Raw genomic sequence first — 14866 nt, forward strand, 5'->3', positions numbered from 1 at the left:
AAAGAAAACCGCCTGCTGACTGCGTACTACCGGGGGAAACTAGGTAAGTGCAACGCAGGAACTCTTAACTGTGAGGTTAAGCAATGTCCGTACCATAAACGAAGTTTTGGTGTTGGGAGAAGTCACAATGGAAGTCTGTAAGCCCACACACCTCTATCGATGTTCTCGCTCTAGGGAATCGACTTATGCTGATCTGTCCGCAATGTCAGTTTGAAAATCCCAATCATCATAAATTTTGTCAGAAATGCGGCTATTCTTTAACGCAGAAATCTTGTGGTGAATGTGGTTTGACGGTAGCAATCAACGATCTTGATTGTCCTCATTGTGGAACACGAACTGGGACAGTTTGGTTGGCGATAATTTCCAGTTCTCTAGTGGCGAGTCAGGATGATAGTATTTCTGATATTGCTGAAAACTCTGCATCATCAGAAGAAATTGATAGATTGCGGGGAGCGATTAGTCAAATTCCCGAAGAAACTCAAACAGAAATAGATATCATTCCAGGAACAACTCCGGTAGAATTGGAACTTGAACTGACTCCTGATCAGATTTCGGCGGATGGTGAAAATCATCAGGAGTCAGTTGATTCGGTGGCTTCGGAGACTTCTGATCAACGAATGTGGGTTTCCGCCGTTTTCGATGCGAGTGAAATTCCCCCGAGTGATGCTCTTCAAAGTTCTACGGGTGATGATTCCTCTGAGTTGGAGTCGGAAAGTTCTGCTGATCTCAGCTTAGAGAAGGGAATGTATTTAGATGAAAATCAGCGATATCAACTGATTGAATCAGCGACGCTACAACCGGGTAAAATGGTTACAGTGCAAGTTCTGGATACTCAGCCTCTTCAGATGTCTCCCCTACAAGCAGCACCTGCTCTGCTATCGTCACCCGAGAAGATGGATATTTTTGTGATTGCTGCCGCTCAAGCTTATTTTACACTCGCCACTCAGTTTCAAGAACATTTTCCCCGACTGCAAGATGCTTGGAAATCTGATCAATATACGGTGGTTCTCTTGAAAGATTTTTCTCGGTTTCCAACTCTACTCGAGCAATTTAGCGATCAACAAACTTCACCTCAGCAAATTTTGGATTGGCTAGAACAAATGGCGGATTTATGGGAAATTCTAGAAAATTTTCAGATGCGTCAAAGTTTACAGGAGTTGACGAATTTGCGAGTTTCTCCAAGTTTTCCTCATTCGATTTGCCTACAACAATTATATGCTGAATCTGAAAATTCTACCCTTTCTTTGTTCGATTTAGGTGAGGTTTGGAAAGCGTTAGTTGAAAAATCTCAACGCACTTTGTTTGGTTCTCTGACGCAATTGATGCGGGATTTGTGTGAATGTAAAATTGAAACGATCGCCCAACTGCAAGATCAGTTAAGAGAGGTTCGCGAAGAATACTATTCCTCGTCAACTGAACCGGAATCTTTACCCATTTCTAGCCCAACCCGTATTCAGCTTGATCAGGAGGACGATACTGATTTAGGGATTCTTGAAGCGAATTCAGCACCTACTGTTCCCGACATTAACCAATTATTTCACTTACAGGCGGTGGGCGCAACAGATATTGGTCGCAAACGTCAGCGTAATGAAGATTCCTTTGGGGTACAAACGATCATACACGAACAACAAACGCCTCAAGGACGGATTTTAGAAGCGAAGGGATTATATATTCTCTGTGATGGAATGGGAGGACACGCAGGCGGTGAAGTGGCGAGTCAGTTAGCGGTTGACACGCTCAAGCAATATTTTCAATCGCAATGGACGGGAGAACTGCCCAGTCGAGAAATGATTGACGACGCGATTGTACAAGCCAATAGTACCATTTATGAGATCAATCAGCAAGCGGTTCGTTCGGGCATCGGACGCATGGGAACAACCCTTGTGATGGCAATTGTTGTCGATCATCAAGTAGCGATCGCTCATGTCGGGGATAGTCGTCTGTATCGTTTGACTCGTTCACAAGGGATTAAACAGGTTACAGTTGATCACGAAGTCGGACAGCGTGAAATTCTCCGGGGAGTGACTCCTGAAGTGGCTTACACTCGTCCAGATGCTTATCAATTAACCCAAGCTTTAGGTCCACGCGATCACAATTTTGTCAAGCCAGATATTCAGTTTTTGAAGATAGAAGAAGATACTGTTTTGATTTTGGCATCTGATGGTTTAACGGATAATGATTTACTCGAAATTTATCACGGGACTCATATTGATCCGTTGCTTGATCCGCAAATGGATCTCAACGTTGCAGTTCATCAATTAATCCAGCTTGCTAATGAACATAACGGTCACGATAATATTACCATCATTGTAATTCGGTTGTTAGTTTTAGAAAAGCCCAAGTCAAATGCCGATTAATGTTTACAACTTCTTTGTGTCTTTGTGTCTTGGTGGTAAGATTCAAGGCTTGACCCTTGTAAACAAGCCAGCGCGAAGCGCTATAGATATTTTCCAAAAACCGGGTTTCTCAAAGAAAGCGATTTTTTAGATCTTGACTCCTTCGATATCGGCTTCGGCTGACTCATACAACTGCCGTAATTTTTGTAATTTTTCCGCGTCAGTTTCCCATAAACCCCGACCATTGGCTTCTAACATTCGGCTAACAATATTACGAAAAGCTTCGGGATTTGCTTGTTGTAATTTTTGCGCCATTTGTTCATCAAAAGCATAGGTTTCTGCTGCTTGGTCATAAACCCAATTATCTTTAAAATTCGCAGTTCCCCCCCAACCGATTAAAGCTGTCATGCGTTGAGAGATTTCATAAGCGCCGCCACTGCCTTGATTTGACATGGATTCTGCCCATTTGGGATTTAACAATTTAGTGCGATATTCCATGCGAAGTAGGTCTTCTAAATTGCGGGGTGTGGTATCTTTTGAAAAGCTTTCCACAAAGCTAGCATTCACTTTTTTACCTTGTTGTTTTTCGGCTGCCCGTTTCAAACCGCCCGTATTGGCATAATATTCTTGAATATCCGTTAAACCGTATTCTACAGAATCAATTTCCTGAACAATTCTTTCAGTGGTTTTCAATAATTGCGTCATCACTTCTCGTCTGGCTTGACCCTTATCTTTGCGTCCATAACTAAACACATTTCGTCCTTCCCAAGTTTGGGCGAGTTCATCTCCAGACTCCCAATTTCCATCAACAACTCGGTCATTTACCAACGACCCAAAATCCCCCGCAGGATTAGAAAAAAGACGGGCAGAGGGGTTTTCAACGCCTTGAGATTTTAATTCTAAAGCGTGTTTTCTAATATAGTTTTTTTCTGGGGGTTCATCTGCATCAGCCGCCCGTTGAAATAAATCATCAATTAACTCAATAATATTCACAAAACTATCGCGGAAAATTCCTGAAAGATTTCCTAACACATCAATACGCGGATGGTTAATTGCTGTTAACGGTTTGAGTTCATAGCGCACAATTCGACCTGTGCCTTCTTTAAGCGGTTCAGCCCCTACTAATTCTAACAAAATACCAATTGATTCTCCGCGTGTTTTAATGGCATCTAAACCCCACAACATCACGGCAACGGTTTCGGGATATTTGTGATTTTCTTGTAAGTGTTGATTGATAATTTTATTAGCAATTTCTCGACCTCGTTCATAAGCTGCCGGAGAGGGCATTCTGTAAGGGTCTAACGCATGAATATTGCGACCTGTTGGCAATACTCCCGGCCCATCTCTTAACAAATCTCCTCCGGGGGCGGGTGGAATATATTCCCCATTTAAACCCCGTAATAAATTCGTTAATTCATCGGTCGTTTGCAGTAATAAATCTCGAAGAATTTGGGCTTTTAGGTCATTTTTTTCGAGAACTTTTCCCTCAAAATAAGCCTGAAGATAGGAGTCTAACGCTTCTTCTGTAGGGGCTTCTCCGAGTGTATGTAAGCCCGATGAAAACAAACGTTGTTCAACAATTTGTAAGTATTCATAAACGTTGATAAAATAGCGGGATAAAGACTCAACACTAAACATTCTGGCTGTTTCAGGGCTAAACTCAATTCCCAATTTTTTCGCATCTACAAACGGACAATCAACCTCTAAACCTGTATCGACAATTTTTTTAGAAATTGCTTCTTGTAACGCTGAATTTTTCTGCGGGTCTTCTCGATATTCTGCAATTAAATCTCGCAGTGAAACCAATTCTTTATAGAGTCCAGCCCGACTGTAGGGGGGAACATTATGAGAGATTAAAACCCCATAACCCCGACGTTTTGCTAAGATCGATTCTGAGGGATTATTAGCAGCGTAAATATACAGATTTGGCAGATTTCCCAGTAAAATATCTGACCAAGAATAGCCTGTATTTCCTAACGGAGAACCGGGCAACCATTCAACAGTCCCGTGCATTCCAAAGTGAACAATAGCATCAGCTTTAAATTCATTTTGCAGCCATTTATAATAGGCAACATATTGAGGATGAGGCGTTAAATCTCGTTCAAACATTAACCGCATGGGGTCGCCGGAAATGCCTAAAGGCGGCTGAACTCCTATCCAAATATTACCGAGTTGAACACCGCCAAGATGGAAATCTTCGCCATCGGTTTTAATGCCTGTCCCGGTTAAAGATTGCCATTGTTTTTCGACGCGAGTTGTGAATAAATAGCCCAACCATTTATCTAAAGTTTTGAGATTAACAATATTTCTCTTTTTTCCGTTCTGTTTAGCTAAAATTCCGGTAATATCTTCGTCGGCTTCTTTAACTTTTTTAATTAATTCTTCCCCATCTTCAGGAATTTCACCAACGGTATAACCCTGTTCTTTTAATGCCTTTAAAAACTTAATCAAACTGCGGGGAACGTTTAATAATGCTGCCGTCCCCGTCGCCCCATAACCAGGAGGAAAACCATACAAAATAATTGCTATTTTACGTTCAGAAGTAGGTTTTTTTCTTAAGTTAATCCAGTTTTTTACTCGTCCGGTTAACCGTTTAACTCGTTCAGGAATAATATAGATATTTTCTCCGACTAAACCCCCCAAAGGAACCGTATCAATTGCCCCATCAAGTTCGGGTAAAGCATAAAGAACAACACTTTGTAAACCGCCAATTCCTTGACGAGTCCAAGAATAAATATCTTGAATGAGTAAAGGGGCTGCTATTAAATAGGGAATATTCTTAGCGATGAGGATTTTTTTAGCAATATCAACCTGTCTTCCTGCTTCCATTGAACCTGCGGGGCCACCAACTAATGGAAAGCCAATCGTAGAGACAATGGCATCGACTTCAACGGCTTCTTTTGACAGCGATAATGTTTCAATATTACCCTGTTGACGTTGTTGGGTTTCATAGGCAGTTGTCATCCAATCTCTAACTGCGACATGACCTTCAACGCCGTTAATAAATATGGGTAAAGGGATTAATCCTGCTTGTTCAAAATAACGAATTAACTGGGGGATATAGGGTTGTTTGGTAATAACGTGTTTACGATACAGTAAAATTCCGACAACCCCAGAATTTGGACTCGTTTTTTGTTGATACCAGTCTAAATATTGTTTGGGAGATTCAAAATAACCTTGATAGTCTGGATGAAGTAAACCCATATTAGGCGTTTCAATTGGAGGCGGAATTTCTCCAATTTTTAAAGCTAAATAGTTTTCGGCAATTGTCCAAAACATCGCCGCAACATTTTCTGTTCCGCCTGCATTCCAATAGCCGTAAATAATTAACCAATTGCGGAGGTCTTGAACTTTTTTAACCGGAACAAATTTTAACAGTTTCGGCCCTGTTTTCAGAAAGCTAATATATCCGGCGAGTTTATCTTCTTCTCGCCCACTGGAAAATTTACTGAGAATAAACTGCACAGGTTTCGGCATTCCTTTCGGTTTATCACCGATTTTAAACGCCCCAATTTGAGTTAAACTCATCAATTCTAAGGCTGATTCAAAGACTAAACGAATGGGAATATTTTGCACTCGTTCCCGCAACCATAATACTTGGTCATAATCAAATAATAAACTCGCAAAAAACACATCCGCCTGTTGCAGGGCCGCCTCTACTGTGTCTGGTTCGCTGTTGAGGGCGCGATCGCTAAAAATGTCAATTTTTAACTCTTGACAGCGCTCAGAGGCTAAATGAGCCGCCTGACGGTACAAATCAGCGTTAAAAGATTCAAACCCAGCAATTAATACAATCCGTTTCATAGCCCCAAGTTGCTCACTCTGTTCAGATTGATATTTTAATGATAAATGTTTTTTGGCAACATTAGACTAATTTTCGGAATCTATACTGTTGTCCTTGATAATAGATCCCGGATAGATTATATCTCTCCTCTAGTTTAGCGGATAACAAAAATGGTTTCTTCATCAGCACTTACCTGATTTAATTCAATGTCTGCGATCGCAAACTTATCCCCAAGCACAGGTTGAGTATTTATTGGTGGATAATAATAGCCGCGATCGCGAGTCACAAAATATTGTACAATTAAACCATAATATTTTATCGGCTAACATTGGCTTACGATAACCTTTGTAAACGGCTTGCAGAAGAATCTCCGGCTACTTTTGCTCAGTGGTTACTGGGAACGAACCCCGGAACGATTCAAGTTCTTAAAACTGAACTGAGTCTTGAACCGATTAGTGCAGATGCTATCACATTTTTACAAACATCCGAGCAAATTTTGCATCTAGAATTTCAAACTCAACCCACTTCTGAACCGCCTTTACCGTTGCGGATGTTGGACTATTGGGTGAGGCTTTACCGCAAATATCGCCGTCCCATTCAACAGTTTATTATCTTTCTGCAAGCCACAACTTCTGAAGTGGTTTTTACCGAAGAATTTGTCACAGAAACCACCCGACATCGTTATCGAGTTATTCGGATGTGGGAACAAAACCCCGCTATTTTTCTCAATGATAGGGCGTTGTTACCCTTAGCCCCCCTAGCAGAAACCAATTCCCCAGAAACGTTGTTAACCCAAGTGGCGGCAGAAGTGGCTAAAATTGAAGCAATAGAACAGCGTCGAAATGTCTTAGCCGCAGTTCAAATTATTGCGGGTTTAAGATATGACAAAACGCTGATTAAACAATTACTCCGGGAGGATATTATGCGAGAGTCTGTGATTTATCAAGACATTCTGCAACAAGGAGTTCGTCAAGGAGTTCAACAAGGGCGAGGAGAAGGAGAAGCGAGTTTAATTATTCGTTTATTAACTCGTCGCTTTGGTGAACTTTCTCCAGAAGTTATACAACGTATTCGCAGTCTATCTTTACCTCAGTTAGATGCTTTGGGTGAGGAATTATTAGATTTTACTGAGATTGCGGAAGTCGTCACTTTTCTTGAAGAGTTTCCCTCAGAAAATGCCAGCTAAATGAGATAGTTTTACTCAATTTTGACACCTTCGATATCGGCTTCGGCTGACTCATCCAACTGCCGTAATTTTTCTAACTTTTCTGCGTTTTTTCCCATAAACCTCGACCATTGGCTTATAACATTCGACAGACAATATTCCTAAATGCTTCGGGGTTTGCTTGTCGTATGTAACGCCGCGTCTACTGTGTCTGGTTCGCTGTTGAGGGCGCGATCGCTAAAAACGTCAATTTCTAAATCCTGACAGCGCTCAGAGGCTAAATGAGCCGCCTGACGGTACAAATCAGCGTTAAAAGATTCAAACCCAGCAATTAATACAATCCGTTTCATCGCTCTAACCTGCAAAAATTCTTTATGTTTCCCTCGGAATTTTAATTGTATACTGAGAACAGTTCAGATTGAATGAAGCTTCCCCATCTATTCTACGAATTTTGCGTTGTATCGCTGAAGCATCTACTGTTAAAATTGTGATTCAAGAGTATCAATAGACCGCGACAATTACCTGGAATTTTCGCAGAGAGATCAATATGTTTCCAGAACCCCATTCTGTTGTGCTTTCTGTTGTTGTTCCTTGTTATAATGAGGAACCTAATCTAGACTCTCTTTTTGAACGATTAGTGACCGTCCTTGAACCCCTAGATCTAACCTATGAAATTGTCTGTGTCAATGATGGGAGTCGAGATCAAACACTCAAGGGTTTAGTTGAACATCATCATCGAAACCCTAATATTAAAGTTGTCAATTTTTCCCGAAATTTTGGCAAAGAAATTGCCCTAACAGCCGGAATTGAATATGCGACGGGACAGGCTATTGTTCCCATTGATGCAGACTTACAAGATCCCCCGGAATTAATCGGAGAATTAATCAAAAAATGGCGGGAAGGTTATGATGTGGTTTATTGTAAACGGCGATCGCGTCAAGGTGAAAGTTGGCTGAAAAAACTAACAGCAAATGCCTTTTACCGAGTGATTGAAAAGATGACATCAGTTGCAATTCCTCGGGATACTGGAGATTTTAGATTAATGGATCGACGAGTGGTAGACGCCTTAAAACAACTCCCAGAAACTCATCGGTTTATGAAAGGTTTATTTGCTTGGGTGGGCTTTCAACAAACCTTCATAGAATATGATCGCCCTCCCCGTTTTCAAGGAACAACAAAATGGAACTATTGGAAACTGTGGAATTTAGCCATTGAAGGAATTACATCCTTTAGTTCAATGCCTTTGAGAGTTTGGAGTTACTTAGGCTTATTCATCTCTTTACTGGCTTTTGTCTACGGATCATTTCTGATTATTAGAACTTTAATTTTAGGGATTGATGTTCCGGGTTATGCTTCTTTGATGGTGGCTATCTTATTTTTAGGCGGAATTCAACTTTTAACATTAGGAATTATTGGAGAATACCTCAGTCGTGTTCACGATGAAGTCAAAAGACGCCCTCTGTATCTTGTGCGAGATTGTTATGGATTTGATACAGTTTCCCAACAAAATTTATCTTCAGAAATCGAGTCAAAACCCGTCAAATATCAATAAATTAAACTCGCAAGTTGTCAGCCATTTCAATCACTCAATAAAAAATTTTTCAGCCCATAATAAAGGATGAAAATGAATGTTTAAATTTAAAAAAGGAATCATTTTCCTGACTCTAATCTGTATCTTTGCAACAGCTATCGCCGTTTATCTATTGGGAGGACTAGACCCCGAAAAAATACAAATATGGTTACAAAAAGCTGGCATTTGGGCGCCAGTTATTTATATTATCGTTTATACATTAGCGACAATTCTTATCCTCCCCTCAACCGCTTTAAACTTAACAGGAGGCGCAATCTTTGGCCCCTGGTTGGGAACAGTTTGGACAAGTATTGCAGCAATTATCGCTGCCATTATCGCCTTTACCTTTACGCGAACAATTGGCCGAAATTGGGTCGCTAAAAAACTCACGGGACGATGGCAAGCGATGGATGCAGAAATGCAACAGGGGGGACTCTTTTATATGTTTGCCATTCGTTTATTACCGATTATTCCCTATGGCTTAGTTAACTTTTCTGCGGGTTTAACTTCAGTTAGTTATAAAGATTATATCATCGGTACAATGTTAGGAACAATTCCCGGTGTTTTACCCTTTGTGATGTTAGGAAGTACGGGATTAAAAGCCTTAAGAACTGGGGATGTGTTACCCTTAGTTGGGGCTTTAAGTTTAACCGGAATGCTGGTAGGTGGAGCCACTTGGTATCGCAGACGCCGCAGCCCTCCGCCTCAAATTTTACAAGAAATAGAGCGATCGCAATCTGTTCATTTATCCGATGAGGATTAACATCTATTTAACTGAATCTTCCGTTCAAGATATTGTTTTTCACCCATAAATATTTATTCAGATATCATGTCAAATTACAATCAATTCTCATTCTTGTTCAAAAAAAATCAAGGGTTGAATCACCCAAAAATTATTGAATTTGGAGCGATTTTATTTTTAGGACTAATAGCACTCTTTCTGAATTCAAGAATGATTCGAGATGGAGTGAATGGACTCGGTGATTTATTTTGGCATTTAACTTGGGTTCAGCATTTTTCTCAACAAATTGCCGAAGGAATTTTGTATCCCCGATGGATAGCAGGAACAAACTATGGATATGGTAGCCCAACTTTTGTATTTTATCCTCCCCTCGCTTATTATATTGGTTCGGTGTTTAAACTCATCGGATTAGATATAGAACAAACCTTCTCAGCATTATTCACCTTAGCTATCTTTTTATCGGGTTTAAATTTCTATATTTTTGCTCGCAGTCAATGGGATAAAATCCCGTCTTTAGTCGGTGCTTTAGCATTTATGAGCGCTCCTCCCGTCGCTCGAATTTTAAGTTTTGGAGGCTTAACAACCGCCTTTGCAACTGCTCTCATTCCTCTGGGTTTATATCTTACCAATCAGTCAATTACTAAACCTAAATGGAGAATTGCTTTAGTTTTCTTTTGGGCAACACTAGCCTTGACGCATCTACCCAGTTTACTGTTATATACTATCATTTGGTTTATCTATACTTTATTTTTATTCCCTCAACATCCCTGGAAATCCGTTCTGGCTACTCAGGTTTCTGCGGGGATAGGATTTGGTTTAGTTTGTTTCTACTTAATTCCTGCCATTCTTGAACAATCTCTCATCAATATTGACTATATGACAGATGTAAAAGGGGGATGGTATGAAAATATGTTAGGCAGTTCTAGCTTGCCCATTTTCCCCATTGGAGAAATTAAAGATCTCAATTATGCTTTTGTGCATCAATCTGTTAATATATTAATCGGTTTTAGCCTGCTTTTAATCTTTTGTTTAAGCCAAGCAAAAATCATCCGTAAAGCTTTATTTTGGTTTGCTTTTATTGGAGTTATTGGCTTTTTAATGAGCCGATTATCTGCACCCATTTGGGCAATCAGTTCAACGCTGCAAAAAGTACAGTTTCCCTATCGATTAATTATGATCTATAGCTTTGGAGGAGCAGCCTTATTCGGATTAACGGCGAATGGACTATTGCAAAAACGAGGATGGATTAAAATTTTCCCCTTAGCTTTACTGATCGTTCTTTTAATCTTGAATCTCAAATACACTTATCGTTTATCGCGATCGCTTCCAACGACTCAAAATCCCGGACGTGGGGTCATTCCTAATTTAGAATACCTCCAAACCATTATCAACGATCCTTTTACCGACAAATTAACCGATGTTGGAGAATATCGCCCCCTATTACCCGATGGAAGTTCACCCCCTGTTCCGATCATCAATCAACCTCAAGTTTCCGTTGAAAATGGAGAAGCAGAAGTAACCATAGATGATTGGGGAAGTTACTCTCGAAAATTCACCGTTGCAGCCGAAACTCCTTCTTTAATTAGAATCAGAACCTATCATTATCCCGCTTGGCATTTGTCCGTAAATCAAGAAGAAAGACCAATTGATATTGCTGAGGATAGTACCATGCAATTTGAACTGGAACCGGGTTCGTATCAGATAGAATTGCAATATCGCCAGTGGACTAAAGCATTAGTTTTGGGTACAGGTTTGAGTGTTGCCAGTGCTGTGGCTTTTATTATCTTTTCCCTGTTTAATTTCAAGACAAAATCCCCTCTAAATTGAATAGTTCAATGAATAACATTAATATTTCAGTGTTTTCACTGATGCGGCGAAACAGTTTCTAGGTTTAGACTAAAGACATCAACTGACCTACTCAAAGGAACGTGAGTCATGGATGAAATTGTTAGAAAATTAGCTGGAATTGGTTTACCTGCTGTTGTTTTATTGATAGCAATGTCGATAACCGGATTAACTGGGACTGCTGCTATTACTGCTGCATTAGCCATGTTAGGGCCGGGTGGAATGATTGGCGGAATCGTATTATTAGGAATTATTGGACTCGCCTCTGATGCCCTGACTAAGTATGGTTTAGAAGCTTTGCTTTTAGGCGTTTATCAGCAACGAGTTATCAATGGTGAAAGCAAGACAAACCTATGTCAAGAGATTGATAACTTACCCATTTCTAGAGATATTAAATTAATTTTAAATAATTCAATATTTTCCGAGACTAATTGATACTCTGACGCTTGATTAACTCTGTTTTGGGGATGGGGCGGGTTTTTTGAATTCAGTAATGAATGTCAAAGATGGTCTAGAACCCGCCCCTACAGAATCATGATTGATTACTCGTTTTGACCGAACATTTGCAGATAAAGTCCGACCTTCTGAACCGCAACTTTTAACGCTTCATTAATGGGTAAACGCTGATGACCAAACCCGGGTTCTAAACTGGCTATTTGTTGAGAAATATCAGCAAAATTGGGCGGATGAACGGTTTTTTGATTGATTAAAACTTGAGTTTGTGCGACAATATCAGGCATCGCTGCTTTATGACGAACACAAGCGGCTAACTGAACCTCTCCTGACTTGGATGTTACCGTCGCAAACCCAAATAATCGACAAATTGTAGGGCGCCAAAGATAAACTTGACAGCGACCATTTCCCATCACAAACGGGTCAGTTTTGTAAAAGATACATTGCCCTTGAAAATCAGACTCCTCCGCCTGTAGAAGCCACTGGTCAACCTCTCCCCGTTGAAACAATTCCAACACCAGAGGTAACATTTCTAAGGGTGTCGCTTCAACATTCGGATTTTCACAACACCAACCGCATCCAGTCGGACAATGGAGTTGAGTTTCAGTCTGAAAGGTTTCTATATCTTGGTCAATTTGTCTGTATGACTCCATCACCTGCGCGGCGATATCTAGACTCATAAAATTTTTACAGAGGTTGAAGAGAAATAAGGTGAATAAAATTAATTATTATTACAGCAGATGTAAGTTCGAGATGGAGAAAAACAGTAACCAGTAATCAGTTTTTACAGCTAGTAGTTATCAACTATTAATAAGAGCTGTTTTCTGTTACCGATAACTGGTTACATCAGAGTATTTACATCACAGGTGTAAAACGTTCTTTTTCAGGAACTTCTGTGTACTCTGCAACAATTTGGCGGAATTCATCCCCATCAATCGTTTCTTTCTCAATCAATAAATCAACCAAACGATCAATCACGACACGATTTTCCCGAATGATTTGACAAGCTTGCTGGTAGCAATGATCAGCAATCTCTTTAATTTGACTATCAATGCGAGACGCAATCCGATTAGAGTAGTCGGTACGGGTGGCAAAATCACGGCCTAAGAAAACTTCGCCCTGTTGAGACTCTAGCGACAACGGCCCTAAATCCGACATTCCGTAACGAGTCACCATCTGCCGCGCCATGCCTGCAACCTGTTGTAAATCGCCGCCTGCGCCTGTTGTTACTTCCGCATCCCCAAAAATGACTTCTTCTGCGGCTCGACCCCCCAAGGCGCCTGTAATGCGTGCCATAATTTGCGCTCGTGAAATTAAACCTTGTTCTTCATCGGGCATAAACCAGGTTAAACCGCGAGCTTGACCCCGAGGAATCAGAGTCACTTTTTGAACCGGATCATGATGTTTGACCAAAGTACCCACAATTGCATGACCGATTTCATGGTAAGCAATTAACCGCTTGCTCTTCCCATCAATTAACGGAGTGCCTTCCATCCCGGCAACGACCCGATCCACCGCATCATCAATTTCTGGCATTGTAATCGCTTCTTTACGGCGACGAGCGGTTAAGATAGCAGCTTCGTTGAGGAGGTTCGCCAAATCAGCCCCCGTAAAGCCAGGAGTCCGACGAGCGATCGTCTCTAAGGACACTTCCGGGCTGAGTTTTTTATTACGAGCGTGAACTTCTAGAATTTCTAAACGACCTTTGATATCGGGAGCATCAACTGTTACCTGACGATCAAAACGGCCAGGACGTAATAAAGCGGAGTCGAGAACGTCAGGACGGTTGGTTGCAGCGATGATGATAATACCTGTATTACCTTCAAAGCCATCCATTTCGGTGAGTAACTGGTTGAGGGTTTGTTCGCGTTCATCGTTTCCTCCACCAATTCCGGCACCCCGTTGACGACCAACGGCATCAATTTCATCAATAAAGATAATACAAGGAGCGGTTTCTTTTGCTTTTTTAAACAGGTCACGCACCCGAGAAGCGCCGACTCCGACAAACATTTCCACAAATTCTGAACCCGAGATGCTAAAGAAGGGAACTCCGGCTTCTCCGGCGATCGCTTTAGCTAAGAGGGTTTTACCCGTTCCAGGAGGGCCGACTAACAGCACACCTTTGGGAATGCGGGCGCCAACTGCGGTAAAGCGTTCGGGTTTTTTCAGGAAGGTGACAACCTCTTGAAGTTCTTCTTTGGCTTCTTCGACTCCAGCAACATCATCAAACAGGACTCCTGTTTTGGCTTCCATCTGGAACCGCGCTCTGGACTTGCCAAAGTTCATGGCTTGACCGGGGCCACCCGGAACGTTGTTGGAACGACGGAACAGGAAAAATAAGCCTGCAATTAGTAAAATTGGGAAGACGAGATTACCGAGTAATCCCCAAATTGCCCCATCATTGCGAGGAGGATGGGTATCAAAGCTAATTTGGGTATCTCGCAGGCGAGAGATTAATTCTGGTGTGTTATTGGGTAAGTCCACCCGCAACCGTTGTACACGGTTATCAAGTTGGGGATCAACGGCTTCGACGATCGCGGTTCGACCTCCATCATAAAGGTCAACGCTAGTGACACGACCAGCTTCTAAGTAGTCTAGGAAACGACCATAACTCATGCGAGTGCTGGCTGTGTTGTTACTCATGTCGGTCGCAGCAGGGCTAAATGCTCCCTGCCAGAGGAAAAACCCGATGACTAACGCTGGTAATGTCCAAAGTAGTATCGTTCTCCACGTTGTTTTCATAAATTAAGTTGCCTCTGATCTTGTTAAACCTATTGTGTCAAACCACAGTGCGGGTGAACTGCTGGCTGGATTATTCATAATCTTAATTAAATTTAACGTAAATCACGCTGATCGATCAACTACAGAGATCTCTCCTCGTGATAAAGTGGCTCACTAAGGGAGAGGAGAGGATCAAAAAGACAGAGGCTTGGTGATCAAGGTTGAGATAACACCCTGGGGTTCGACGTAC

Annotated in this window: 11 protein-coding genes; 6 read left to right on the plus strand and 5 right to left on the minus strand. The window is 41.4% G+C overall.

Annotation, left to right across the window (positions count from 1 at the left end):
- The first annotated feature begins 185 nt into the window (after window positions 1-185).
- Window positions 186-2357, plus strand: coding sequence for a serine/threonine phosphatase (locus tag VB836_RS11515; protein WP_323219463.1), 2172 nt, complete (start codon window positions 186-188; stop codon window positions 2355-2357).
- Between the two features lie 126 nt (window positions 2358-2483).
- Here VB836_RS11515 and bchH read toward each other — a convergent pair whose 3' ends face one another.
- Together bchH and VB836_RS11525 are read right to left on the minus strand one after the other, a co-directional pair.
- Window positions 2484-6140 (minus strand): magnesium chelatase subunit H, encoded by a 3657-nt coding sequence (gene bchH / locus VB836_RS11520; RefSeq protein WP_323219464.1) that lies wholly within the window; start codon window positions 6138-6140, stop codon window positions 2484-2486.
- Between the two features lie 134 nt (window positions 6141-6274).
- Window positions 6275-6406: a hypothetical protein gene (locus tag VB836_RS11525; protein WP_323219465.1), complete on the minus strand. Its 132-nt coding sequence runs from the start codon at window positions 6404-6406 to the stop codon at window positions 6275-6277.
- A gap of 42 nt (window positions 6407-6448) precedes the next feature.
- Here VB836_RS11525 and VB836_RS11530 point away from each other — a divergent pair, with 42 nt between their 5' ends.
- On the plus strand, window positions 6449-7306 hold the full coding sequence (locus VB836_RS11530) for an Rpn family recombination-promoting nuclease/putative transposase (protein WP_323219466.1): 858 nt from the start codon (window positions 6449-6451) through the stop codon (window positions 7304-7306).
- A gap of 140 nt (window positions 7307-7446) precedes the next feature.
- Here VB836_RS11530 and VB836_RS11535 read toward each other — a convergent pair whose 3' ends face one another.
- Window positions 7447-7635, minus strand: coding sequence for a DUF3479 domain-containing protein (locus VB836_RS11535; protein ID WP_323219467.1), 189 nt, complete (start codon window positions 7633-7635; stop codon window positions 7447-7449).
- 197 nt (window positions 7636-7832) lie between these two features.
- Here VB836_RS11535 and VB836_RS11540 point away from each other — a divergent pair, with 197 nt between their 5' ends.
- From VB836_RS11540 to VB836_RS11555, 4 genes are all read left to right on the plus strand, one after another.
- The gene (locus tag VB836_RS11540) at window positions 7833-8837 is read left to right on the plus strand and encodes a glycosyltransferase family 2 protein (protein ID WP_323219468.1); all 1005 of its coding nucleotides are present in this window, start codon (window positions 7833-7835) and stop codon (window positions 8835-8837) included.
- A 76-nt stretch (window positions 8838-8913) separates the two neighbouring features.
- Window positions 8914-9618: a TVP38/TMEM64 family protein gene (locus VB836_RS11545; protein ID WP_323219469.1), complete on the plus strand. Its 705-nt coding sequence runs from the start codon at window positions 8914-8916 to the stop codon at window positions 9616-9618.
- 66 nt (window positions 9619-9684) lie between these two features.
- Window positions 9685-11424 (plus strand): 6-pyruvoyl-tetrahydropterin synthase-related protein, encoded by a 1740-nt coding sequence (locus VB836_RS11550; protein WP_323219470.1) that lies wholly within the window; start codon window positions 9685-9687, stop codon window positions 11422-11424.
- A 108-nt stretch (window positions 11425-11532) separates the two neighbouring features.
- Window positions 11533-11877 carry a hypothetical protein gene (locus tag VB836_RS11555; RefSeq protein ID WP_323219471.1) on the plus strand — a complete coding sequence of 115 codons (345 nt, stop codon included), beginning with the start codon at window positions 11533-11535 and terminating at the stop codon, window positions 11875-11877.
- A 107-nt stretch (window positions 11878-11984) separates the two neighbouring features.
- Here VB836_RS11555 and VB836_RS11560 read toward each other — a convergent pair whose 3' ends face one another.
- Together VB836_RS11560 and ftsH2 are read right to left on the minus strand one after the other, a co-directional pair.
- Complete coding sequence (locus VB836_RS11560) at window positions 11985-12575, minus strand: YkgJ family cysteine cluster protein (protein ID WP_323219472.1); 591 nt, start codon at window positions 12573-12575, stop codon at window positions 11985-11987.
- Window positions 12576-12750: 175 nt separating this feature from the next.
- Entirely contained in the window at window positions 12751-14637 is a 1887-nt protein-coding gene (ftsH2, locus tag VB836_RS11565; protein ID WP_046276773.1) for an ATP-dependent zinc metalloprotease FtsH2, read from the minus strand.
- Between the last annotated feature and the right edge of the window lie 229 nt (window positions 14638-14866).

Origin of the sequence: Limnoraphis robusta BA-68 BA1, from assembly GCF_034932365.1 — a bacterium.
Classification (GTDB): Bacteria; Cyanobacteriota; Cyanobacteriia; order Cyanobacteriales; family Microcoleaceae; genus Capilliphycus; species Capilliphycus robustus.